Annotated in this window: 24 protein-coding genes; 15 read left to right on the forward strand and 9 right to left on the reverse strand. The window is 44.0% G+C overall.

Annotated elements, in window-relative coordinates; all coding sequences use genetic code 11:
• The 6 genes from hisC to hisIE all read left to right on the forward strand — a co-directional run bounded on the left by hisC (position 1) and on the right by hisIE (position 5068).
• The gene (gene hisC / locus L4C44_RS00905) at positions 1-1041 is read left to right on the forward strand and encodes a histidinol-phosphate transaminase (protein WP_048609393.1); all 1041 of its coding nucleotides are present in this window, start codon (positions 1-3) and stop codon (positions 1039-1041) included.
• A 131-nt stretch (positions 1042-1172) separates the two neighbouring features.
• Entirely contained in the window at positions 1173-2261 is a 1089-nt protein-coding gene (hisB, locus tag L4C44_RS00910) for a bifunctional histidinol-phosphatase/imidazoleglycerol-phosphate dehydratase HisB (RefSeq protein WP_285952925.1), read from the forward strand.
• Between the two features lie 9 nt (positions 2262-2270).
• Positions 2271-2885 carry an imidazole glycerol phosphate synthase subunit HisH gene (gene hisH / locus L4C44_RS00915; RefSeq protein WP_060982828.1) on the forward strand — a complete coding sequence of 205 codons (615 nt, stop codon included), beginning with the start codon at positions 2271-2273 and terminating at the stop codon, positions 2883-2885.
• A 43-nt stretch (positions 2886-2928) separates the two neighbouring features.
• Positions 2929-3666 (forward strand): 1-(5-phosphoribosyl)-5-[(5-phosphoribosylamino)methylideneamino]imidazole-4-carboxamide isomerase, encoded by a 738-nt coding sequence (gene hisA, locus L4C44_RS00920; RefSeq protein WP_372384457.1) that lies wholly within the window; start codon positions 2929-2931, stop codon positions 3664-3666.
• A complete protein-coding gene (hisF, locus tag L4C44_RS00925) occupies positions 3648-4421 on the forward strand; it encodes an imidazole glycerol phosphate synthase subunit HisF (RefSeq protein WP_017060270.1) in 774 nt (257 codons plus the stop codon). Before hisA ends, hisF begins: the two co-directional genes overlap by 19 nt.
• Complete coding sequence (gene hisIE, locus L4C44_RS00930; RefSeq protein ID WP_428804179.1) at positions 4418-5068, forward strand: bifunctional phosphoribosyl-AMP cyclohydrolase/phosphoribosyl-ATP diphosphatase HisIE; 651 nt, start codon at positions 4418-4420, stop codon at positions 5066-5068. The genes hisF and hisIE overlap by 4 nt, the downstream gene beginning before the upstream one ends.
• A gap of 182 nt (positions 5069-5250) precedes the next feature.
• Here the strand turns inward: hisIE and L4C44_RS00935 are convergent, their stop codons facing one another.
• The 4 genes from L4C44_RS00935 to L4C44_RS00950 all read right to left on the reverse strand — a co-directional run bounded on the left by L4C44_RS00935 (position 5251) and on the right by L4C44_RS00950 (position 8535).
• Positions 5251-5760 (reverse strand): YchJ family protein, encoded by a 510-nt coding sequence (locus L4C44_RS00935; protein ID WP_372384433.1) that lies wholly within the window; start codon positions 5758-5760, stop codon positions 5251-5253.
• A gap of 127 nt (positions 5761-5887) precedes the next feature.
• Positions 5888-7105 carry an EAL and HDOD domain-containing protein gene (locus L4C44_RS00940; RefSeq protein WP_285952928.1) on the reverse strand — a complete coding sequence of 406 codons (1218 nt, stop codon included), beginning with the start codon at positions 7103-7105 and terminating at the stop codon, positions 5888-5890.
• Positions 7106-7228: 123 nt separating this feature from the next.
• Positions 7229-7963 (reverse strand): UDP-2,3-diacylglucosamine diphosphatase, encoded by a 735-nt coding sequence (gene lpxH / locus L4C44_RS00945; protein ID WP_146491861.1) that lies wholly within the window; start codon positions 7961-7963, stop codon positions 7229-7231.
• 77 nt (positions 7964-8040) lie between these two features.
• Positions 8041-8535, reverse strand: coding sequence for a peptidylprolyl isomerase (locus L4C44_RS00950; protein ID WP_017060275.1), 495 nt, complete (start codon positions 8533-8535; stop codon positions 8041-8043).
• Positions 8536-8725: 190 nt separating this feature from the next.
• On the opposite strand from L4C44_RS00950, the gene cysS reads away from it, so the two are divergent.
• A complete protein-coding gene (cysS, locus tag L4C44_RS00955; RefSeq protein ID WP_017060276.1) occupies positions 8726-10111 on the forward strand; it encodes a cysteine--tRNA ligase in 1386 nt (461 codons plus the stop codon).
• Between the two features lie 97 nt (positions 10112-10208).
• The gene (locus L4C44_RS00960) at positions 10209-10787 is read left to right on the forward strand and encodes a thymidine kinase (RefSeq protein ID WP_017060277.1); all 579 of its coding nucleotides are present in this window, start codon (positions 10209-10211) and stop codon (positions 10785-10787) included.
• 105 nt (positions 10788-10892) lie between these two features.
• On the opposite strand, the gene L4C44_RS00965 is transcribed toward L4C44_RS00960, so the two are convergent.
• The 3 genes from L4C44_RS00965 to L4C44_RS00975 all read right to left on the reverse strand — a co-directional run bounded on the left by L4C44_RS00965 (position 10893) and on the right by L4C44_RS00975 (position 12750).
• Entirely contained in the window at positions 10893-11558 is a 666-nt protein-coding gene (locus tag L4C44_RS00965; protein WP_327784003.1) for a YdcF family protein, read from the reverse strand.
• Positions 11551-12405, reverse strand: coding sequence for an NAD(P)H-binding protein (locus L4C44_RS00970; protein WP_428804180.1), 855 nt, complete (start codon positions 12403-12405; stop codon positions 11551-11553). The genes L4C44_RS00965 and L4C44_RS00970 overlap by 8 nt, the downstream gene beginning before the upstream one ends.
• Before the next feature lie 114 nt (positions 12406-12519).
• Entirely contained in the window at positions 12520-12750 is a 231-nt protein-coding gene (locus L4C44_RS00975) for a TIGR02647 family protein (protein WP_428804181.1), read from the reverse strand.
• 257 nt (positions 12751-13007) lie between these two features.
• On the opposite strand from L4C44_RS00975, the gene L4C44_RS00980 reads away from it, so the two are divergent.
• Both L4C44_RS00980 and focA read left to right on the forward strand, forming a co-directional pair.
• Positions 13008-14315, forward strand: a complete 1308-nt coding sequence (locus L4C44_RS00980; protein WP_146491864.1) for an ATPase — start codon at positions 13008-13010, stop codon at positions 14313-14315.
• Between the two features lie 362 nt (positions 14316-14677).
• Positions 14678-15520 (forward strand): formate transporter FocA, encoded by an 843-nt coding sequence (gene focA, locus L4C44_RS00985; protein WP_048614492.1) that lies wholly within the window; start codon positions 14678-14680, stop codon positions 15518-15520.
• Between the two features lie 321 nt (positions 15521-15841).
• Here the strand turns inward: focA and L4C44_RS00990 are convergent, their stop codons facing one another.
• A complete protein-coding gene (locus L4C44_RS00990) occupies positions 15842-16636 on the reverse strand; it encodes an ABC transporter permease (RefSeq protein ID WP_428804182.1) in 795 nt (264 codons plus the stop codon).
• Between the two features lie 436 nt (positions 16637-17072).
• On the opposite strand from L4C44_RS00990, the gene torE reads away from it, so the two are divergent.
• The 3 genes from torE to torA are packed head-to-tail and all read left to right on the forward strand — an operon-like array spanning position 17073 to position 20974.
• Positions 17073-17255: a trimethylamine N-oxide reductase system protein TorE gene (torE, locus tag L4C44_RS00995; protein ID WP_008222628.1), complete on the forward strand. Its 183-nt coding sequence runs from the start codon at positions 17073-17075 to the stop codon at positions 17253-17255.
• Between the two features lie 50 nt (positions 17256-17305).
• On the forward strand, positions 17306-18487 hold the full coding sequence (torC, locus tag L4C44_RS01000) for a pentaheme c-type cytochrome TorC (RefSeq protein ID WP_146491866.1): 1182 nt from the start codon (positions 17306-17308) through the stop codon (positions 18485-18487).
• Between the two features lie 24 nt (positions 18488-18511).
• Positions 18512-20974, forward strand: coding sequence for a trimethylamine-N-oxide reductase TorA (gene torA / locus L4C44_RS01005; RefSeq protein ID WP_146491867.1), 2463 nt, complete (start codon positions 18512-18514; stop codon positions 20972-20974).
• Between the two features lie 295 nt (positions 20975-21269).
• On the opposite strand, the gene L4C44_RS01010 is transcribed toward torA, so the two are convergent.
• Entirely contained in the window at positions 21270-22484 is a 1215-nt protein-coding gene (locus tag L4C44_RS01010) for a putative manganese transporter (RefSeq protein WP_428804183.1), read from the reverse strand.
• A gap of 199 nt (positions 22485-22683) precedes the next feature.
• Here L4C44_RS01010 and L4C44_RS01015 point away from each other — a divergent pair, with 199 nt between their 5' ends.
• A complete protein-coding gene (locus L4C44_RS01015; protein WP_146491869.1) occupies positions 22684-23589 on the forward strand; it encodes a manganese-dependent inorganic pyrophosphatase in 906 nt (301 codons plus the stop codon).
• 149 nt (positions 23590-23738) lie between these two features.
• The gene (locus L4C44_RS01020) at positions 23739-24128 is read left to right on the forward strand and encodes a DUF2750 domain-containing protein (RefSeq protein ID WP_428804184.1); all 390 of its coding nucleotides are present in this window, start codon (positions 23739-23741) and stop codon (positions 24126-24128) included.
• Positions 24129-24216: the final 88 nt, after the last annotated feature.

Consider the following 24216-nt stretch of genomic DNA (forward strand, 5'->3'; position numbering starts at 1 on the left):
ATGGAAAAGTTAGCAAGAAAACAAGTTCAGGCTCTGACACCTTACTTGTCTGCAAGACGCATTGGTGGCAGTGGAGATGTATGGTTGAACGCCAATGAATCTCCGTTTGATAATGAGTACAACCTGAACTTGTCTCGTCTTAACCGCTACAGCGAGTGTCAGCCAAAAGAGCTGATTGACGCTTACGCCCAATACGCTGGTGTGAAATCAGAACAAACACTGACAACGCGTGGTGCTGACGAAGGCATTGAATTACTGATTCGTGCTTTCTGTGAGCCGAACGAAGACGCTATTCTTTACTGCCCACCCACTTACGGTATGTACGCAATCAGTGCAGAGACGATTGGTGTTGAGCGTAAAGTTGTGCCTCTGACTTCTGAATGGCAATTGGATCTTCCAGCGATTGAAGCTCAACTCGACAACGTAAAAGTGGTCTTTGTTTGTAGTCCAAATAACCCAACCGGTAATTTGGTTGATCGTAAAGACATCATCAAGCTGCTTGAAATGACACAAGACAAAGCGATTGTGGTGATGGATGAAGCGTATATCGATTTTTGTCCAGAAGCTTCAACCGTTGATTTGCTTGAGCAATATCCAAACCTAGCGATCCTGCGCACCTTGTCGAAGGCTTTTGCTTTAGCGGGTTTACGTTGTGGTTTTACGCTAGCGAATAAAGAGCTTATCGATGTGCTGTTGAAAGTGATTGCTCCTTATCCTGTGCCAATCCCTGTTGCTGACATAGCCGTTCAAGCACTTTCAGAACAAGGACTAGCGCGAGCTAAGTTCCAAGTTCTGGATTTAAGTGCTAACCGAGCGTATTTGCAAGCGGGTCTATTAGGCATGCCTCAAGTGACGGTATTTGATGGTTGGGGTAACTACTTACTGGTTAAATTCCCGAACGGCGATGAGTTGTTTAAAGCGGCTTGGGATACGGGCATCATCTTGCGTAATTCACCAATTGAAGACTGTGTTCGTATTAGTATTGGTAACCGCGAAGAGTGCGAAAAGACACTTGGATTCATTCGTAACTTTTATCAGTAACGAAAGGCTTACCAGTAATAACATTTGCCAGTTTGAGTTGATTAATCGCAGGCTGGCAAGTGAAACCAATATTTTGGGTTAGCGTTTGATTTTAGCTAGGCCACCAGATTTAAAATTAAAAGGAAGTTCAAGTGAGTAAACAACAGAAAATACTTTTTATAGACCGTGACGGCACCTTAATTGTTGAGCCGCCAGTTGACTTTCAAGTAGACCGTTTAGACAAACTAAAATTTGAACCGCTAGTGATTCCTAGCCTACTTGCACTGCAAGATGCTGGTTACCGCTTGGTGATGGTAACGAATCAAGATGGTCTAGGCACAGATAGCTACCCACAAGAAGAGTTCGATGCTCCGCACAATATGATGATGGAGTTCTTTGAATCTCAGGGCGTTAAGTTTGATGAAGTCCTTATTTGCCCTCACTTTGACGAAGACAATTGCTCTTGCCGCAAGCCTAAACTGGGTATGGTTAAAGAGTATCTACAAGGCGGTAAAGTCGACTTCCAACACTCTGTTGTGATTGGCGATCGAATGACGGATCTTCAACTGGCTGAAAACATGGCTATCCGCGGTATCCAATATGGCCCAGATGCGGAAACTGAAGGCACGCTTAACTGGCCACAAATCGTTAAAGATCTGACGGTTAATGCGCGTATTGCCGAGGTAGTTCGTACCACTAAAGAAACAGATATCAAGGTGGCAGTAAACCTTGATGAAACTGGTGGCAACAAGATCGATACAGGCATGGGCTTTTTCGACCACATGCTTGACCAAATCGCGACACACGGTGGCTTCCAAATGAATCTGACTGTGAAGGGCGACCTGCACATTGATGATCACCACACAGTAGAAGATACCGCTCTGGCTTTAGGCCAAGCATTGAAAGATGCACTAGGTGACAAGCGTGGTATCGGCCGTTTTGGTTTTAGCCTGCCAATGGACGAGTGTTTGGCTCAGTGTGCGCTAGACCTTTCTGGTCGTCCATACCTGAAATTCGATGCTAAGTTCAGCCGTGAGCAAGTGGGTGATCTTTCAACCGAGATGGTGGTTCACTTCTTCCGCTCTCTAACCGACACACTGGCTTGTACGCTACACCTTTCTTCTAATGGTAATAATGATCACCACATCATTGAGAGCCTGTTTAAAGCGTTTGGTCGTACTCTTCGCCAAGCAATCAAAGTTGAAGGTAATGAGTTACCAAGCAGCAAAGGCGTTCTGTAAGGGATCGGTATGAAAGAGCAGAAAGTAGTTATTATTGATACTGGTTGTGCCAACGTTTCTTCAGTGAAGTTTGCGATTGAACGTCTGGGCTACGCAGTTGAAATTTCAAAAGAACCAGAAGTTGTTCTTGCTGCCGATAAGTTATTCCTACCCGGTGTAGGCACAGCAAGTGAGGCAATGAAGAACCTACAAGAGCGCGACCTTGTTAGCCTTGTGAAGCAAGTAGAGAAGCCTCTGCTAGGTATCTGTTTAGGTATGCAACTGTTAGGCAAACTGTCTCAAGAGAAAGGCCAAAAGGCTGACGAGTTAGTTGAATGCTTAGGTTTGTGTGATGGTGAAGTTCGTTTACTTGAAACGGGCGACTTGCCATTACCACACATGGGTTGGAACACTGTAACGGCAACACCGAATCACCCTTTGTTTAAAGACATTGAAGAAGGTGAGTACTTCTATTTTGTTCACAGCTTCGCAATGCCAGTGGGTGACTACACAATCGCACAATGTGATTACGGTAATCCGTTCACTGCAGCGGTGCAAAGTGGCAATTATTATGGTGTTCAGTTCCACCCGGAGCGCTCGTCAAAAGCTGGCTCTAAGCTGATTCAGAACTTCTTGGAATTGTAATAAGGATTAGGCAGCGGCTAACGTTGCCATATAAGGAATGTAAATGATTATTCCCGCGTTAGATTTAATTGAAGGCCAAGTAGTTCGCTTATTCCAAGGTGATTACGGGCAAGTAACAGAATACAAAGTAGACCCAGCAGAGCAGTTTAACCTGTACCACCAAGCTGGTGCAGGTTGGCTTCACCTCGTTGACTTAACGGGTGCAAAAGACACAACGGCTCGTCAGTTAAACTTGATTGCTAAGTTACTGGCTAGCACGCCTGCCAATATCCAGATTGGTGGTGGCGTGCGTAACGAACAAGATGTCGTTGATCTGCTAGAAGCGGGTGCACAGCGTGTTGTGGTTGGTTCTACAGCAGTAAAACAACCTGAGTTGGTGAAAGGCTGGATGGAGAAATACGGCGCGGAAAAAATCGTGCTTGCTCTGGACATCAACATTGACGAAAGCGGTACACGTAAAGTCGCGATTTCAGGTTGGCAAGAAGATTCAGGCGTGACCATTGAAGCGCTAATTGAAGACTACCTCACGGTTGGCCTTAAACACGTTCTGTGTACCGATATTTCACGTGACGGTACGCTAGAAGGATCAAACGTAGAGCTCTATGTTGATCTTTGTAAGCAGTACCCACAAGTGCAATTCCAATCATCGGGCGGCATTGGCAACCTAGCAGACATCGAAGCTCTAAAAGGTAGCGGTGTGGCTGGTGTGATTGTGGGTCGCGCGCTACTTGATGGCAAGTTTACCGCAGAGGAGGCATTTGCATGTTGGCAAAGCGAATAATCCCTTGTTTGGATGTCCGTGATGGACAAGTGGTTAAGGGCGTTCAGTTCCGTAACCATGAAATTATTGGTGACATCGTTCCGCTAGCACAACGCTATGCAGAAGAGGGCGCCGATGAGCTGGTATTTTATGACATCACCGCATCAAGTGACGGTCGCGTGGTTGATAAGAGCTGGGTAAAACGCGTAGCAGAAGTGATCGATATTCCTTTCTGTGTGGCTGGTGGTATTAAATCTGCAGAAGATGCAGCGCGCATTCTTGAGTTTGGTGCGGATAAAGTGTCTATTAACTCACCGGCATTGGCTAATCCACAACTGATCACTGACCTTGCTGATAAGTTTGGCGTGCAGTGTATCGTCGTCGGTATCGACTCATACTTCGATAAAGAAACCGGTAAATATCAGGTTTACCAATTCACTGGCGATGAGGCGCGTACTAAAGCAACCAAATGGGAAACTAAAGATTGGGTGCAGGAAGTACAGAAACGTGGCGCAGGTGAGATTGTGTTAAATATGATGAACCAAGATGGCGTTCGTAACGGCTATGACATCGATCAGCTAAACATGGTGCGTGAAGTGTGTAATGTGCCGTTGATTGCCTCTGGTGGCGCGGGTGCAATGGAACACTTTGCTGAAGCCTATAAGAAGACCAACGTGGATGGAGCGTTAGCAGCTTCGGTATTCCACAAGCAAGTCATCAATATTGGTGAACTTAAACAGTATTTAAAACAACAAGATGTAGAGGTGCGACTATGAGTTTTGAAACCGCAAGCTTATCAAAAACAGAAGTAGGCGCATTGTCAGAGCGTATTAACTGGGAAAAAGTAGATGGCTTAGTGCCAGCTATTGTTCAAGATTACCAATCGAGCCAAGTTTTAATGATGGGATACATGAACCCAGCAGCACTTGAGAAAACAGGTGAAACTGGCAATGTGACGTTTTTCTCTCGCACAAAAGAGCGCCTTTGGACGAAAGGTGAAACGTCAGGCAACGTATTGCAACTACAAAACATCGCCTTGGACTGTGACAGCGACACTTTACTGATTAAGGTTAATCCCATTGGCCCAACATGCCACACAGGTACAACAACGTGTTGGGATGGAGACAAGCAAGAAGAGTCTCAGATGGTGTGGCTTCATCAGCTTGAGCAGCTATTGGCTGCCCGCAAGGACGCAGACTCTGAGTCTTCTTATACTGCCAGCCTATATGCCCGTGGCACCAAGCGTATTTCGCAAAAAGTGGGCGAAGAAGGCGTTGAAGTCGCGCTTGCGGCGACGTCGGGCGATAAGGCGGAATTAGTGTGTGAATCAGCAGATTTGATTTACCACCTAATGGTTCTTCTTCAAGACCAAGGCTTATCGATGAACGATGTGGTGAACAAATTAAAAGAGCGCCATAAGTAAGCTCTCTTAGGATTAATCGAACCACGTAACAGATAGATAAAGCCCCGTAAGCGTTGTCGTTTACGGGGCTTTTTAGCGTTCAACTCCTGAGTATATATTTTCACTTTTAGGCCTCGTCATTCCGAGGAGCCTAAGCGACATCAGGAATCTCTTCTATTAATCTGACTTCCTAGTTGTGCGAGTTACCCGCAGCACTTTTTATATTTCTTCCCACTACCACAAATGCACGGATCATTACGGCCGATCTTGAAGCTTTCAACCGTTTGGTTTAGGCGAGGATCGATTTCTGGTTCTGGTTGGCTTTGTTCTAGGAATTCACCGTCGATATAAAACCATAGGCCGTTTTTACGAACGAAACGCGAGCGCTCTTGCATACAGTACTGCGCGCCGTCTTCATTGAAGTAAGCTTTAAATTCAACAAAGCCTTCGTCTTGGTGCGAGCCTGCCGCGGTATCGATGACTTCTAAACCTGCCCAGTCACTGTCGATAGATTCGGCAATGCCTTCTCTTTGTGCTTCTGCATTGCAGCTAGGGTGGTAAGTCGCAACAACATAGTCAACCAAACCCAGCACGTGTGCTGAATAACGAGAGCGCATTAATTGCTCTGGTGTTTCAACGGCACTGTGGTTAAGGTGCGCTGATTCACAGCACTGTTGGTAAGTATTGTTGCTACCGCATGGGCATAAAGACATAGTCAGGTCCTGTAAAAATGGCCTCTATTAAGAGGCCATAAATGAATACGTGGGAGTTTACCAAGAAACGATCGCTCACCAAAGCTTAGTTTCTATTGAAACTATTAAAGCTATAGTACGAAGTATGTTATTTCAGGGCTGGAGCCAATAGCTCTTGGGCCCAAGTTGTCGCTTCGTCATAAGCTTGACCAAGTTGAGCTTCACTCAGTTTGAGAAGCTGGCGAATACGAGTCGCTTCATCCCAACGAGCTTGTTCATAAGCAACGACCATTGCCAATACAGCACCTAACACGCCTTTACGTTGAATTAAGGCTTGTTTGATCTCTACGTCTATCGGCACTGAATCGAGTACTTGTTTCAATGGTTGGTCAAAGAGTGAGTCCAATAGAGAGAACATACCAGTCAAAAAGGCTTGTCCAGGCTCAACCTTAACATTCATCTTTTCGACTAAGAGTTCACACTGACGTGCGCGTATTACCGCTAAACCATAAAGAGAGTCGGGCTTATCTTCTTTCGCGGATGCGATAGCCACTAGTGAAACGAACTTACGTAGCTTCTGTTCACCTAGGTAAATAAGCGCTTGGCGGAATGAACGAATTGTCGTTGCTGATCCTCCTGCGGAGTTTACGTACGTAAGCAGCTTATACGACATGGTCACATCAAGCGTAATTAAACGCTCTACTTCACCAAAATCGATAGGGTCGTGTGCAATCTCTTTTAACAGTTGAACGGTAGTCAGAAATGCAGGATTGAGCGCACGGGTTTGGATCATCTCTGGTTTGCTAAAGAAGTAACCTTGAAAGTAGGTAAAGCCGGCTTTCTTCGCTTCTTGGTATTCTTCGTATGTCTCTACTTTTTCGGCAAGGAACGTGATATCTAGCCCTTTGAGAGAGTTCATAAACATCGCCGCTTTGGCAATTGGAGTCAAACGGATATCAAACTTGATAATCGAAACGAAGGGTAAGAAGCGTTTCCAAGCTTTACTTGGCACAAAATCGTCTAACGCGATCGTGTAACCCGCGTCATAGATTGTTTTGATTGCTTCAAGTAATTCGTCTGTTGGTTCGCAGTCTTCAAGAACCTCTACAACGAGGCTTTCTTTGGGGAACAGAGTAGGGACTAAGTTGATTAGGCTTGCGTAAGGGAAGTTTACGAACCCAAGCTTATCACCCAACGTATTATAGTGAGTTGATAAGAAGTGATCGGAAAGCAAACGGCTAGTAGCGAGCTCCGGCTCTACTTCAGGGAAAGTGTTCTTAGGACCGTCCCTGAATAGCAACTCGTAACCTATGGTTTTCTTGCTTGTATCGAGTATTGGTTGACGCGCTACGTATGAATATTTCAACTTGGTACTGTGTTCGGTTTATTTCTGGTAGAGAGATAATAGCTAATTCAGTAGAAATTACCATACACTTTCTAAGAAAGTCTGACCGACAATAATAATCAAACTGAAAGTTTAAGAGTGACGTTAAAAGCTATTGCTAAACGCTCGATTCTGTAGTTCAAAACTTTGCGGCGTGAACACCAGCACGGAACCTTGCGTATACCAATCGCCAAGTACGATACGGGTTTTAGTGCAATTATTGGCACTGAATGTGTGGATGTCTGGACGATGAGTATGACCGTGGATCATCAGAGCGACATTGTTTCGTTCCATCACATCTTCAACTTCTTGCTGTGTCACATCCATGATGTCGAGAGACTTGGTCTGCTTGTCATCTTTGATATCAGATTGAACCTTCGAAACAATTTTCTTCTTGATGAAAAATGGAATTCGATTGAAGACCCATTGTAACCATGGCTGATGCACTTTTTCGCGGAAGGCGAGGTACTTTACATCTTCAGTACATAGCGTATCACCATGCAACACCACTGCTTTTTGCCCGTAGATATCGATTGTCGATACTTCGTCGAGAAGTTGAACGCCCGTTTGCTTGGCAAATTTTTTACCGACAAGGAAATCACGGTTCCCTTGAGTGAAGTAACAAGGTACGCCTGTTTTCACCAAATCGATAAACGCTTGGCGAATAGAAGTCGCGAACTCACTCTTGTCGTCGTCACCAATCCAGAATTCGAAAAGGTCGCCTAGCACGTATAGTGCATCTGCTTCGATGGCTTCCTTCCTCATAAAGGTTAAGAAGCAGTCTGTGATGTCTTGTCGTGACGGAGCAAGGTGCAAGTCTGATATAAAATATGTTTTCATAGGTCTAAAAAAAGGGAGCGATTCGCTCCCTATATCCTGATTTTATCGGCTCATCAATACTAACCGAAAGCGATGAATTAAGCTTCGATTGTAGTACCAGTGATGATCACTTCTTCTAGAGGTACGTCTTGGTGCATACCCATAGAACCAGTGCTAACACCTTTAATCTTGTTTACGATGTCCATGCCTTCAACAACTTCTGCGAATACACAGTAACCCCAACCGTCTAGGCTTTCGCTACGGAAGTTTAGGAAAGAGTTGTCGTTAACGTTGATGAAGAACTGAGAGCTCGCTGAATGCGGTTCCATAGTACGAGCCATTGCTAGCGTACCAACTTTGTTCGCAAGACCGTTGTTTGCTTCGTTCTTGATCGTTGCACGAGTCGCTTTTTCTTTAAGGCCAGAAGTCATGCCGCCGCCTTGAATCATGAAACCATCGATAACACGGTGGAATAGTGTGTTGTCGTAGAAACCGTCACGGCAATACTGTAGAAAGTTTGCACTTGTTTCTGGTGCTTTTTCTTCATTAAGTTGAACTTTGATGTCACCAAAATTTGTGTGAAGGATGATCATGATTGTTACCTTACTGTCTTTTTAATATGAAAAGCGATTCTAGCCTAGTTTGATTGAGTTTCAAAATACGAAATCGTCAATAGATAACAAGGAGTTTAGCCGATTTGGTGGTGAAAGGTATTACCTATTAAGGTATGACTTGTTATACTGCGAGCTTATTTTTGATTAATCCATAAAATAGATAGAGATCATGCTGAAGATATATAACACGCTCACAAGACAGAAAGAGGAATTCAAACCAATTACAGCTGGCAAAGTCGGTATGTATGTCTGTGGGGTAACCATATACGATCTCTGTCATATTGGTCATGGTCGTACGTTCGTTTCTTTCGACGTAGTAACTCGCTACCTTCGTTACCTTGGCTACGATTTGAACTTCGTTCGTAACATCACAGATATCGATGATAAAATCATCAAACGCGCTAACGAAAACGGTGAGTCTTGTGACTCTCTGACTGAGCGTTTAATCGGTGAAATGCACGCAGACTTTGATGCATTGAACATGAAACGTCCTGACGTTGAGCCTCGTGCTACAGAATACATCACTGAAATCATCGAGCTTGTTGAAAAGCTGATTGAACGTGGTTTCGCTTACGTTGCAAGCAACGGCGACGTGATGTTCGAAGTAAAGAAATTCGACGAATACGGCAAGCTTTCTAAGCAAGACCTTGATCAGCTTCAAGCGGGTGCTCGAGTTGATGTTGAATCTGCAAAACGTAGCCCATTAGACTTCGTTCTTTGGAAGATGTCTAAGCCTGGTGAACCTACATGGGAATCGCCATGGGGCCCGGGTCGTCCAGGTTGGCACATCGAATGTTCAGCAATGAATTCATCTATTCTTGGTAACCACTTCGATATCCACGGTGGTGGTTCAGATCTACAGTTCCCTCACCACGAGAACGAAATCGCACAGTCTTGCTGCGCTCACGGCACTCAGTATGTAAATACTTGGATGCACAGCGGTATGGTGATGGTAGACAAAGAGAAGATGTCTAAGTCACTTGGTAACTTCTTCACTATTCGTGATGTGCTAGCACATTACGATGCTGAAACGGTACGTTACTTCCTAATGTCTGGTCACTACCGTAGCCAGCTAAATTACAGCGAAGATAACCTAAACCAAGCTCGCGCATCATTAGAGCGTCTATACACGTCACTTCGTGGCCTAGACCTTACAGCAGCTCCTGCTGGTGGCGAAGAGTACGTGACTCGATTCTCTACAGCGATGAACGACGATTTCAACACGCCTGAAGCTTATTCAGTACTGTTTGAAATGGCTCGTGAAATCAACCGTATCAAGCCTGAAAGCATCGAAAAAGCGAGTGGACTTGGTGCATTGATGCGTGAACTAGCAGACATCATCGGTATTCTTCACCAAGAGCCAGAAGCCTTCCTACAAGGTGATGCGGCAGGTAATGACGATGAAGTGGCTGAAATCGAAGCGTTGATCAAACTGCGTAACGACTCTCGTGCTTCAAAGGATTGGGCAAACGCCGATCTTGCACGTGACAAGCTAAACGAGTTGGGTATTGTTCTGGAAGATGGCCCAGAAGGTACGACTTGGCGTCGTAAGTAAATCTTATAAAAAGGGCTGATTTTCAGCCCTTTTTTCTAGCACGAATTCTCTATTTTCACCTTTCTATCTTCAACTTTTAATTAACAGGAATATTTCTGTGGCTCAGATGTATTTTTATTACTCGGCAATGAATGCGGGTAAATCAACAACGCTTCTTCAATCTTCATTCAACTACCAAGAACGTGGCATGACGCCAGTGATCTTTACGGCAGCGTTGGACGACCGTTATGGTATCGGTAAAGTGAGCTCACGAATTGGTCTGCAATCTGAAGCTCAGCTGTTTAAAAATGACACCAACATGTTTGATGCGATCAAAAAGCTTAATGAGGAAGAAAAGCGTCATTGTGTTTTGATCGATGAGTGCCAATTTTTATCGAAGGAGCAGGTGTACCAATTAACAGAAGTGGTTGATAAACTGCACATCCCTGTACTTTGTTACGGCTTACGTACCGATTTCTTGGGTGAACTGTTTGAAGGTAGCCGTTACTTACTGTCTTGGGCAGATAAACTTGTTGAGCTTAAAACAATTTGTCACTGTGGCCGTAAAGCGAACATGGTAATCCGTACCGATGAGCACGGTGTCGCGATTGCTGAAGGCGACCAAGTGGCTATTGGTGGTAACGACAAATACGTTTCTGTTTGCCGCCTGCACTACAAAGAAGCGTTAGGTAAATAAGTCGATTTATAGTTCAGCTAGCTAAAACGAAAAACGGTGACCAAGTGTCACCGTTTTTGTTTATTGAGCCAGTGCTGTTTCTTTATTCCAATCAGAGCTTTTGATTTATTCGAATCCGAGCTTCTTCAACGCTTGATAAGCGTGATCAACGTCGTCGGGTATTGGCATTTCAATCTGAAACCCTTTATCTGGATAGGATTTGATTCGTTCATAATCAGAAATTAATGCACCTAACACCATGTCTAACGGCAACTCTTCGTTAAAGTAATCAACCCAATCCTGCCATTTTGAAGTCACCGTGACTTCTGTCGTTTCTTCAGGCCACTGTTTGCTAAAGGTAGCGTAGGTTCGTTTCTCCATAAACGGCTTTTGCACTAAGGTCATCCTCTTTGGTGATAGGCCTCGCTCAGTAAGCAACTCGTATGTGAAACGGACATTTTCTCCAGTATTAGACGCTTGTTTTTCAATGACAATATCTGAATCTGGCACGCCACAGTCTCGCGCTATCGCGGCAAAGGTTTCTGCTTCTGAACGTTCAAAATTGCCTTCAGTGAAGCGTCCAACACCACCGGAAAAAACGATGTATGGCGCGACCTTTTGGTTATACAGATCCGCTGCGTACTCAGCGACGCGAGTATCATTACTGCACAATACAAAGATACAGTCTGAAGGCGTAACCTTGTGACCCATAGACATAAAGTTCCAAAGGGTGTCGACTGAGCGATGCAGTTTTATGTTGGGATCTTTGTTAGCTATAGATTGTTCAGTCATGAAGTGCGTCCAGTGTGAATTCGAATTTAAATGAATAACCTAAGTCGAGAATCTTTTTTGAAGAGATCAGTTTGTCTGGCGTATCAACAACGGCGGGTAGAGGCTCGCTGCTATTCGCGCTTTTCAGTGCCGCGGCATAAAACTCCGCCTTGCTCACGGTGTTTGGGGTAGTAACATTAACCACTTCATTATGTAGTTGGTTGATAGCGAAGTCGACTGCGCCAATGGCATCATCAAGATGAAGCATGTTGGCCGGAGCTTGAGTGCTCACTTGCTTCAGTTTACTTGCAAACCTTGATGGGTGGCGACTTGGGCCAATCAAGCCACTAAAACGAAGAATGGTGTAATCGATACCTGAATCTATCACCAATTGTTCAGCTTGTAGCATGACGCGCGCATTATCAGAAAATGAAGATGCGTGCTCTTTATCTGAGGTGGAGAGGAGAAGTGAGGCGTCTTGCTCATTTAATACACCGGGTTTAGTCGGATAAACCGTGGTTGAGCTAACCATAATGAGCTTCTTAACGTTCGCCTTCTGACAAGCACTCGTTAGTTGCTGCCAGTAATCGGCATACTCTTGACCTGCACCTTTTCGAAAACCAGGTGGGAAACTGCCTATTACAATCTCGGCATTGTTTTCGAGTAATAGCGAATAGAGTTGTCCGATAGTTTGGTCAGCCTGTGATGCGTTAAAGCTGAATACCTCACAGGGAATACGCTCATTACCGATAGTGTTTGCACCCGCTTGGGTCGTCTTGGTGACGACCACTCGGTTACCATGTCTCTCTAGATGCTCAGATAAAGGCGCGCCTACCCATCCTGCACCGACAATAAATATAGAAGCCATCTGTACCTCCCAACTGCAAAGGACGAATTTACAATAAGCCTAACAAACCTTTGGCCAAAAATGAAAAAACTCCACGGCCGAAGCGAGTGGAGTTTTTACTAGAACAATGAAGCTTTATTTAAGTACGCGAAGTAGTTTGTCTGCGCGCTCTGCCATTTCGATACCTTCATCTGTTAGGTAACCGCCGTCTGGCTGAGTACAAAGGTTCTTTTCGAATAGGCGCTTAACAGCGTCTTGAGTTTCTTGAGTAGCCTCTTGATGAACTTTAATGCCCGTAGCTGCGCTACTTACATCAAATTGAAGAAGGAGGTTTAAATCAGCAATATGTTCAGCGTTGTACTTCATAATTAACCTATATATTCATAACGTTCTCTACCTTCACCTTAGTGCGCATTCTCGGCTCAGGCAATAGCAAATAAAGAGAATTGATAAGTGATACCAAATTGATTGATTAATCATCGAGTGATGAGTTTATTTTGTTTATATTGGGTGATTTGCACCCACTTAAATCATCAGTGATGTTTATTGCTAAGTGGTTGTAATATATTGTGACTAGAAATAATTTGCATTGAGCGAATATTGTATAAAAAGGATATGCATAAGTGAGAGCGAACAAAGTAGCATTAACGATCAGTATGCTATTTGCTATCTCAGGTTGTCAAAGCACACCCTCAGAGCAGACAGACGCGAACCAAAACACAAACAACAATAATGAATCTACAATAGAAGTCCGTTCATTTCAGTCTGTCCAAAGCGTTTACTCCGAATGGGAAGTTAAGCTTGAAGACCATGCTCAATTGTCTCTCTATGCACCAGAGAATTACAATGAACTATTAGACGCATGGGATGATGCTGAAAGCATTTATGCGGACTTATTGAAAGACGAAACTCGAATAACCAAGAGTTACTCCATTTTTTCGAGCCTAACTTACGCTGAAGCCTTCGATGAAAAAATCGCTTTGATCAAATCAAACTATGACTCGATCTTAGTGTTAAAGAAGAAGGCTGACCGAGTACTCGCTGATTCGATTGTCCAAATGGATTACCTAAAGTTCCTTGGCGCAGATACCATGTTTACCTCGAGCTATAAACGTTTGTATTCAGAATACAGTGAGTTGTTCGAGTATGTGCTGGTCGATGAGCTTGAAGACGCTCAAGAAGCGCAGGTCGAATTTCTTAACAATGCTCGTTTACTCGAAGTTAAAGTGGCGCATAAGAAATACATCGAACCTTTGAAGAACGAATTAGAGTTCTTGGAAGATGAAGATTTTGATGATGTTGCTCCGCTGACCTTTGCGAAGGCGACATCTCAAATTGCGTTGGCCGAAAGCCAAGTGAAAGCCAGCCCTCGTGAAAAGTCGATCATTGAAGACGCGGTTCACGCTGCAGAGTTTGAATTGAATCACGTGCGCAGTGTCGCTCATGAAGTCAAAGTGCTCGCGAGTGTAAAAGGCGACAAGTTCGAACAGTCGGTTTTGAATACTGAGAATCAGCTATTGAGCATTTCACAAATCGTCAATGATGAAGATTACCGTGATGTTGGGCTACGTCAGCAATCACAGAAGATTGTAGCGAGTGTTAAAGCGTTAAAAAACTCCGATATGACAGAGCTGTTAAAGTCAGAGATTGAAACTTTAACTGAGCAATTAGCTCTGCTGGAGTCTGAAAACCAGAAGCAAGCGCAGCAATTGTCTGAAGCAACCAAGCACAGTGAGTTTCTAGGTGAGCAGATTACGAAGAGTGATGCTCACATAAAAAGCTTAGAAGAGTTAGTGGATAGTTTGAAAAGCTTAGGTGGCAAAGTTGCCAACGAAAGTGACTCTGATGTGATGCCCCCGACTATTGAATCTAATTTAGAGGATGCAACCTTAGAACAATCATCAGAAGGAGTGATTGAACCTTCGGTTTAGTATCACTAATTTCTTTATTTGTGATTGAGTTAAAAGCGCCTAAGGGCGCTTTTTTGCGTTCTGTTGATCTATATCAAAATCTACAAATAAAAGCGCTCAGTGAGTCGTTATAGTGTACGTCATTCTTTTGGTTTTAATGTAACTTGTTGATATTTATAGGTGTGTTATTTTCTATGCTGATAACTAATCATTCAGCAGAGTTTTCTTTTTACTACTAAAGTCGTATGAATTTGGAATAACTCGGACTATTTGCTTTCAACAAGGCTGTGAGAGGCATTTTGAGCCTAAAATAGCTCTTGAATTCAGAAATGAAAGAGAGGATTATCGCGCTCCCGACGACATGTTTCAAAATGTAAATCATCATGAATCTAAACCAATTTGACTCATTATTACCGCCACAAATGGCTGAGCGCGCTGCAGATATTGGCGTAGGTAAAGCAACCAAAGACCCAATCAAATCTTTTCTCTTAGCGATTTCCGCTGGCATACATATCGGTATTGCGTTTGTGTTCTACACCATCGTAACGACCGGTGCTGGTGATTTGCCTTGGGGTATTACTCGCCTATTAGGTGGCCTTGCATTTAGCTTGGGCTTAATTCTCGTTGTTGTTACCGGTGGTGAGTTATTTACCAGCTCGGTGCTTACTCTGGTTGCTCGTGCAAGTGGCAAAATTACTTGGCGCACGCTCGTCAAGAACTGGGCTACGGTTTATGTAGGTAACTTGATTGGCGCATTGTTGCTGGTGGCATGTATGCTTCTGACCAAACAGTACATGTTTGACCATGGCCAGGTTGGTTTAAATGCAATGGCGATTTCCCAACACAAGATGCACCACGATTTTATCCAAGCTATCGCGCTTGGTATCATGTGTAACGTATTGGTTTGTATCGCGGTATGGATGACGTTTAGTGGACGTACACTGACCGACAAAATCGCAGTAATGATTTTACCTGTTGCGATGTTCGTATCGGCTGGTTTCGAGCACTGTATTGCGAATATGTTCCAAGTCCCTTTAGCTATCGGCATTAAAACATTTGCTCCAGCTGAATTCTGGACAATGACAGGCGCTAACCCAGCGGACTATGTTGACCTGAACATGATGGACTTTTTGATGAACAACTTGCTGCCCGTTACCATCGGTAACATCATTGGCGGTGGTATCTTTGTTGGTATGTGGTATTGGCTAATCTATTTACGTGACTAATTCAGTTTACGGGATTAGTTGAAGCTCAGTGACAATACTGAACTGACTTATGACATTTACCAGAAGACGGTCTGCATTGCAGGCCGTTTTTTATTTGTGGAAAACCTACTCACTCATTTCTCAAATTGTCATGTGAACGCTCAATAGTATTACTCAACGTATGTGTATATGTCTTTGAAAACACCGAAGGATCAACGGTAATGATCGTTCTTTGGATGGAAATGGACAAAAAAGGATCTATATTGATTTGGTTATCCACAATTTCTGTGGATAACCTGTCTCAAATTCAGTGAGTAACCAGGCCTCAAGGGAGTGGGGAGGTTATTTCGAAGGCTGTATTTTAGCGAGAACTCGTCCTTCTTTCGTCAAGCAATTCTTCAATGAAAGGTGAAGAGCAAGTGCCAAAGAGCAACTCATCATCACGAAAATAGCCAGCATGATCATCAGTTGATACTTAATCGCGATCATCGGTGACGCCCCACCAAGAATTTGTCCTGTCATCATTCCTGGTAGTGTCACTAAGCCTGTCGTAGCCATAGAAGCCATAATCGGAGACATCGCTTTCTGTATTGCATTACGTACAAAAGGCGAAGCTGCATAGCTTGGTGAGGCTCCTAACGCGATTGCCGCTTCATATTCTGATTTCTGCGTTTCAAAAGCATCAAACAGGTTCTGCAATGCCACTATATTACTGCTTAAGCTATTACCCAATAACATCCCTGCTATCGGGATAAGGTATTGCGCGTTAAAAACCGGTGTTGGTTTAATGATGAAAAAGCAGATGAACAAGACAATAGGTACACAAGTTACCGCAAGGCTAATGGCGACAGGAGCCAAAAGTAGGTTTCTTGGTAGCCTAGACTTTTCAACAATCGAGCTTGCTCCGACGACAATCATCGCAAGCAACCACAGTAAATTGACCCCCAAGCTATTCAACGTGAACAGATATTCTAGGTAAAGACCAACGAGAAATAATTGAACAGCCATGCGAATTATGCTGATAGAAGCTTCTTTGCCAAGGCCGAGTTTTAATTTGTGGTTGATGGTAATGGGTAGCAAGAGAAGTGAGCTGAAGAACAATAACTGCCACCAAGATATATCAATAACGTCTTGCATAATGATTCCTTTTAAGTGGTCTCCATCATATCTGAAAGTACCAAATCATGCATTTCAACTGTAAAGTCACCAATTCTAAAAATGATCAATCATTTAACAAACAAAACACAAAATAGTGGTTGTTTGAGGCTTTTTTAGCTACTACTTAGTAGGTAAAAAGTTAAAATTGGTTGTCAGATGGTTGCGTGTATGTTGGTTTTTAACATTTGTGAAATATACTTAATTCTTCACATTTGTTAATACTTTTTAATAACTTTGTTTAACTGAAAACAAGTTTGGATGACCTCAAAAAAGTATTGATTAGCAAGGGTTATAACGGGGGATTTGATTGAACCCTACTTTGTGTATGGTCTAAAATTTGTTGTTAGATACTCAAGAACTTTAGCCCCATAGAATGGGTTACTCGAAATTACTAAATACAAAATAGGCAAAATGTATGAGTGATGTTAATAAAATTGAAACTGGCGAAAAACGCTCGTTGGAGTGGAAGTCTTTCCTCTTCATCGCGGTGGTTCTCTTTCCAATATTAAGTGTAGCTTTTGTAGGCGGTTACGGCTTCCTAGTTTGGGCACTGCAAGTGTTTGTATTCGGACCTCCTGGTGCTCACGGCGGCATGTAATGCCCTCTAGTAACAACATTTTTTAAAATCAATATTTAAGAGAGCTAAACATGAAATCATTTTTAGTTAAATTATGGCGCACAATGACTCGCCCTGCAGTACACATCAGTCTTGGTGTACTAACTATGGGTGGCTTTATCGCCGGTGTTATTTTCTGGGGCGGTTTCAATACAGCGCTAGAACACACAAATACAGAAGAGTTCTGTGTAAGCTGTCACACGATGCGTGACAACGTGTACGTAGAACTGCAAGAAACGGTTCACTGGAAAAACACTTCTGGTGTGCGTGCTACTTGTCCTGACTGTCACGTTCCACATGAATGGACAGCAAAAATCGCTCGTAAGATGCAAGCATCTAAAGAAGTATTCGCTCAAGTATTTGGTGACCTAGATACACCTGAGAAATTCGAAGCTCGTCGTATCGAACTGGCTAAACACGAATGGGATCGTTTCTCTTCGAACAAATCTCTAGAGTGTAAAAACTGTCACAACTACGATTCAATGGACTTCGAGAACATGCGCCCAACAGCGCGTATCCAGATGAAGAATGCAGCAGAACGTGATCAAAGCTGTGTTGACTGTCATAAAGGTATTGCTCACAACCTTCCAATGGATATGGCATCAGCAAGCGGCATTGTTGGCGAGCTAGAAAACGTAGCAAGCAGCACATCTTACACAAATGGTTCTGACGTGATCTCTATTCGTCACCTACCAATGTACACAGATGAAACAGCAACAGTAGAAGCGGGTCTACTAAGCCCTGCAAGTAAAGTTGCGGTTATCGACGAAAAAGGCGACATGATCAAGATTCAAATCGACGGTTGGCGTAAAGCGAAAGGCTTCGGACGTGTAATCCAAGAAGACTTCGGTATGAACATCTCAACTGCAATCTTGACGAAAGAAGTATCTCAAAGTGACGTTATCACTGTTGGTGAGAAGAAAGAAGATGAGCTTACTGGCCTTCCATGGGAAGAAGTTAACCTAGCACTTTGGATGAAGAAAGAGTCTATGGTTGATAACTTCGATCCAATCTGGAACGCAGCGGGTCAAGCGTACCAATCTAACTGTTCAACGTGTCACTCACAGCCAGATGAAGCTCACTTCAGCGCTAACGGTTGGGTAGGCATGCTAGATGGTATGATTGCATTCGTTAACTTCGATACAGATACAGAAGCACTAGTTCTTAAGTATCTACAGAAGCACTCATCAGATTTTTCTGAAGGCCATCACTAATAAGACGTCAATTGGAGTAACACAATGGCAATTACAAGAAGAAGTTTTCTGAAAGGTGTCGCTACTACAAGTGCGGCATCGGTTATCGGTCCAAGCTTATTGGCGTCGGCATCAGCGTCTGCAGCAGAAACAGACGGTGCGTGGAAAGTCTCTGGTTCTCACTGGGGTGCATTCCGAGCTCGTGTTTATGCGGGTAAAGTACAAGAAATTAAACCTCTAGAAATCGATCAACACCCAACTGAGATGTTGAAAGGTATTAAAGGTATTATCTACAGCCCATCACGTGTGCGTTACCCAATGGTTCGCCTAGATTGGTTGAAGAAGCATAAATACAGCGCAGACACGCGTGGTAACAACCGTTTTATTCGTGTGACTTGGGATGAGGCACTAGACCTTGTTTACCGCGAGCTAGAGCGCGTACAGAAAGATTACGGTCCATGGGCGCTTCACACAGGTCAAACTGGTTGGAGACAAACGGGTCAGTTCCACAGCTGTACTAACCACATGCAACGTGCAATGGCACTTCACGGTTACTCTGTGAAGAAAATCGGTGACTACTCAACAGGTGCAGGTCAAACGATCATGCCTTACGTGTTAGGTTCTACTGAAGTTTACGCACAAGGTACATCTTGGGAACTTATCTTAGAAAACAGTGACAACATTGTTCTTTGGGGTAACGATCCAGTTAAAAACCTGCAAGTAGGTTGGACATGTGAGACTCACGAGTCGTTCGCATACCTAGAACAGCTGAAAGAAAAAGTTGCTAAGAAAGAGATCAACGTTGTTTCTGTTGACCCTGTTAAAAACAAAACAGGTCGTTACCTAGAAAACGAGCAAATGTACATCAACCCACAAACTGATGTGGCGTTCATGCTTGGTGTTGCTCACGTGCTTTACAACGAAGGCCTATACGACAAGAAGTTCATCGAAACTTACTGTCTAGGTTTTGAAGACTTCATCAAGTACGTTCAAGGTGAAACGAAAGATAAAGTTGAGAAGACACCTGAGTGGGCTTCTGCTATCTGTGGCGCAAGCGCGGACTCTATCCGTGACTTCGCTAAGATGCTGGTTAACGGTCGTACACAGATTCTTGTGGGTTGGAGTATCCAACGTCAAGAGCACGGTGAACAGCCTTACTGGATGTGTGCAGTTATCGCAGCAATGGTTGGCCAAATTGGTCTACCGGGCGGTGGTATCTCTTACGGTCACCACTACTCTGGTATCGGTGTATCTTCAACTGGCTTCGCTGCTCCGGGTTCTTTCCCGCTGAACATCGACCAAGGTCAATCACCTAAGTACACCAACACAGATTACAACGGCTACAGCCGCGTAATCCCAGTTGCTCGTTGGGTTGATAGCTTGCTAGAGCCTGGTAAGAAGATCAAAGCGAATGGTTCAACGGTAACACTACCTGATATCAAGATGATGGTATTTAGTGGTAACAACCCGTGGCACCACCACCAAGATCGCAACAAGATGCGTAAAGCATTCAAGAGCCTACAAACTGTAGTGGCTGTTGATTTTGCTTGGACTGCAACTTGTCGTCACTCTGACATCGTGCTTCCTGCATGTACTCAGTGGGAACGAAACGATATTGATGGTTATGGCGCATACTCTGGTCGTGGTTTGATCGCGATGCACAAGCTAGTGGATCCTCTGTTCCAGTCTAAGACTGACTTCGAGATCATGTCTAGCCTGACTAAGCGTTGGGGTCGTTACGACGATTACACGCGTGGTATGGACGAAATGCAGTGGGTTAAATCACTGTACGACGAATGTCGCGCTTCAAATGAAGGCAGCTTTGAAATGCCTGAATTTGCTGAGTTCTGGGAGAAAGGTTTCCTAGACTTCGGTAAAGGTAAGCCATGGACTCGTCACGCTTCATTCCGTGAAGATCCAGAGATCAACGCACTAGGTACACCTTCTGGTTTCATCGAAATCACAAGCCGTACTGTTGGCAATATGGGCTACGAGCACTGTCAAGAACACCCAATGTGGTTCGAGAAATCTGAACGTTCACACGGTGGTCCAGGCTCTGACAAACACCCGTACTGGCTACAATCTTGTCACCCAGACAAGCGTCTTCACTCTCAGATGTGTGAATCTGAAGAGTGGCGTGCGACTTACGCGGTACAAGGCCGTGAGCCAATCTACATCAACCCAGTAGATGCTAAGAAGAAAGGCATCAAAGATGGCGATGTAGTACGTGTGTTCAACGACCGTGGTCAACTACTAGCGGGTGCTGTTCTAATGGATAGCTATGCTCCTGGTGTTGTTCGTATCGAAGAAGGTGCTTGGTACGGTCCGATCAACGAGAAAGTGGGCGCGCTAGATACATACGGCGATCCAAACACACTGACTCAAGACATCGGTACGTCTGAACTTGCTCAAGCAACGTCAGCAAACACATGTTTGGTCGACTTCGAGAAGTTCCAAGGCAAGCTGCCTCCAGTAACTTCATTCGGTGGTCCAATCGAAGTTTCTTAAGCATCTCGCTTAAAAGCTAAGATTAAAGCTTGAATTAAAGCCCCTGTAAGCACTCTTACAGGGGTTTTTTGTATTTTAGATGTCTGTGTTAGTGTTTATTAAATAAGCATTGTAACAGGGCTAATAGAGGAAGTTTTGAGCAGGCTGTAACGCGCTGTTTGAGAGAGGTGGTAGAAGCAGTGAAGCAGGAAGGGAATGCAAAAAGAACCTGTGGAAAAACTTAAGCAGACGGAAACAAAAAGGCCGATACAAAGTACCGACCTTACAGAAGCCTATGTAGTTAACTCTGATCAAGTTAGATCTCAAACATAAACCAATAGCCATAAGCACAGATTAAAGCGGGCACACTTGAATACAAGGTTGCGACCAGTGCTGCTTTCGGTGCCATCGCAATCGCAGGGAATAGCGCATCTCCATCATTTGAAATTGCATTACCTACCTGAGCAGAAAGTGGAAGCGCACCTGAAAGGTAAAGGCTAGTCACCAATAATTGCGGTCCACAGCCCGGTAGCAAGCCCATCAGGACCCCTGCCAGGGGGAGCATAATGCCCCAGCTTGAGAATAGCGTCGCAAAATCCACATTTGCTAGCACAGAGCCAAATTCGAAGAAGAGAAAGGCAACCACAACCCACGCTGTGACAAAGTTGGTGTCTTGAGCGGTTTTTTGCAGTGGATGAGAGCCTAAACATTTCTCATCTTCACTTACTGCTGATTTGTAATCTTCAATTTCGCGAGTGAGACCCCATAGAAACATTGAGCTAATCAGTAAAATTGTTCCCGTCCATTCCATCGACATTTCAGGCAACGCGAGTAACTCGTTTACATCTACTTGGAAAGAGCCAAGTAAGGCCACTGCAGCGCCGGGAATAATGAGTACAGACCATAGGTAGCCTTGCAGGTTGATCGCCTTTTTAGATACGGATTCTTTGTCTTGGGATTGAGATGAGCAACTGCGAACGGCTTCATTTTGCTCAGCTTGTTTTGGACGTAAGAAGTCATCCGCATGGAATAGGTTAATGATTCGACCTGACGCAGTACCCACAATCACACCCATCGCCATCATAGCCAAACCTGTTTTGGGTTCACTTGCTATCAACAAGAAGGCGGCATCGCCCATGGTGGAGACAAGTACAGCAACTACCGCACCAAATCCGAGTCTTCCCGAGATAAATTGTGTGGTCACCACGATCGCACCGCCACAGCCGGGTAGCGCCCCCATAAGTGCTGCGAAGACAACTTGGTTGGAGCGGGATTGATGGACGAGTTTGTTGAAGACGTTATCTTTGTTGATGTACAGGCTTAACCAGTGGTAAATCGCCAAGGTTAAAGCCACATAGCATGACACTGCCCAGAAGGCGTCAGATAAAGTAGTGACCGTCAGTTCTCGCGTAGCAGGCGCCGCAACCAATGCTGCAAGTGAGATAGGTAATAGTAGCCGTTTAAATGACAGTGAAAACTGAGTTGTTTTCGCAGCGCTACTGCTTGGTAAAAAAGAGATTAGTCGATCCATAGGTGTTACTCAAAATTAGTGGCTTAAGATAAATATATACGAATGATAATAATTATCAATTGCATTTGTTGTTTTTTATCTATTGTTACTATTGGCTAAACCTACGAAACATGACCAATCTAAAAAAATGAGGTAAAGTATGGGTAATAAAGAGAGGCTCTAAAGGTAGAGTCATAATTGTTATGTAATAGGAAGAAACATGATTTTAGTTGTTGGTCACAAAAACCCTGATAGTGACAGTATTTGTAGTGCGTTAGTTGCAACTGAGCTTCTTAAAGCTCGTGGCGAGGAAGCGACACCAATTCGCCAAGGCGAGATCAACCGCGAAACTCAACACATTCTTGAAGTTGCTGGTGCTGAAATGCCAGAACTTCGTACTTCTGTTGCTGGTGAGAAAATCTGGCTAGTAGACTACTCAGATCTAGCACAAGCACCAGATGATGTTGCTGAAGCAGAGATCGTAGGTATTGTCGATCACCACCGTCTAGGCGACGTGATGACAGTAAATCCAATGGAAGCTTGGATCTGGCCTGTTGGTTGTACAAACACTGTACTTTTCAACATGTTCAAGATTGAAGGCCACTCTATCTCTCAACAAATCGCTAAACTAATGATGTCTGCAATTCTTTCAGACACAGTTGGTTTTGCTTCTCCAACATGTACTCAAAAAGACAAAGACGCTGTTGCTGAGCTTGCTGAAATCGCTGGCGTAACAGACGTTGATGCTTTCATCAAAGCACTTCTAATCGCTAAAACAAACATTGAAGGCCTATCTGCTGCACAGCTAGTAGAAAAAGACCTTAAAGGCTACCCATTCAACGGTCGTGATGTTGTTGTTGGTCAAGTTGAACTTGCGACTCTTGAGCAAGTAGACGGCATGATCGAAGCGCTAGAAGCTGATCTTGAAGAGCGTTGTGAGAAAGATGGTCTAGCATTTGCTGCGGTAATGCTAACTGACATCACTACTGCGCAAACTCGCCTTCTTTACAAAGGTGAGTGGGCTGAGAAATTGGTTAAGCACGAGAAAGACGGCGTATTGATGATGGAAAATACACTAAGCCGTAAGAAGCAAGGCTGGCCTTGGCTGCAAGGTGAGCTTGTTTAATCAAGTCACTTAATAATAAACGCCTGCTACTTTAGCAGGCGTTTTTCTTTGAAGTAGATTTTCTTCTTCATCGATAATGTTTGAAGTTAAAAGCACTCGGCATAGAATAGCTTTGAGAGCAAAGTTACTGACTAAAGTAGGAAATTAAGATGACTACACAGCTAGACGATAAAAAAATCGCTGAAATCAACAAGTATACAGGCGAGCAACGCCTGAAATACTGTGTGAAAGAAATCGTAGCAAACCGTGAAGTATGGATCTTAACCGATGAACACGGTTGTGTAATGCTGAACACAGAAGATGAAGACTGTGTTCCAGTATGGCCAAACCAAGAGTTCGCAGAATCATGGGCAACGGGTGATTGGTCTGAGTGTAAAGCTGAGTCTATTTCGCTAAACAAATGGCACAGTCGCTGGACGAATGGTCTAGAAGAGGACGAGCTTGCTGTTGTAGTATTCCCGAACGAGCAAGAAGAAGGCGTTATCTTGTTCCCGGATGAGTTCGATTTCGAATTGAAAAAGCAGGCTGCTAAGCGCTAGTTCTTTCGTAATACTGTAACATCGTAAGTCAGCGTTGCCTTTCTTAGGCAGCGCTATCATTCAATTATCTCACCTAAGCTGTTTCAAC

The sequence above is a fragment of the Vibrio satsumensis genome (assembly GCF_050337435.1).
GTDB lineage: Bacteria > Pseudomonadota > Gammaproteobacteria > Enterobacterales > Vibrionaceae > Vibrio > Vibrio satsumensis.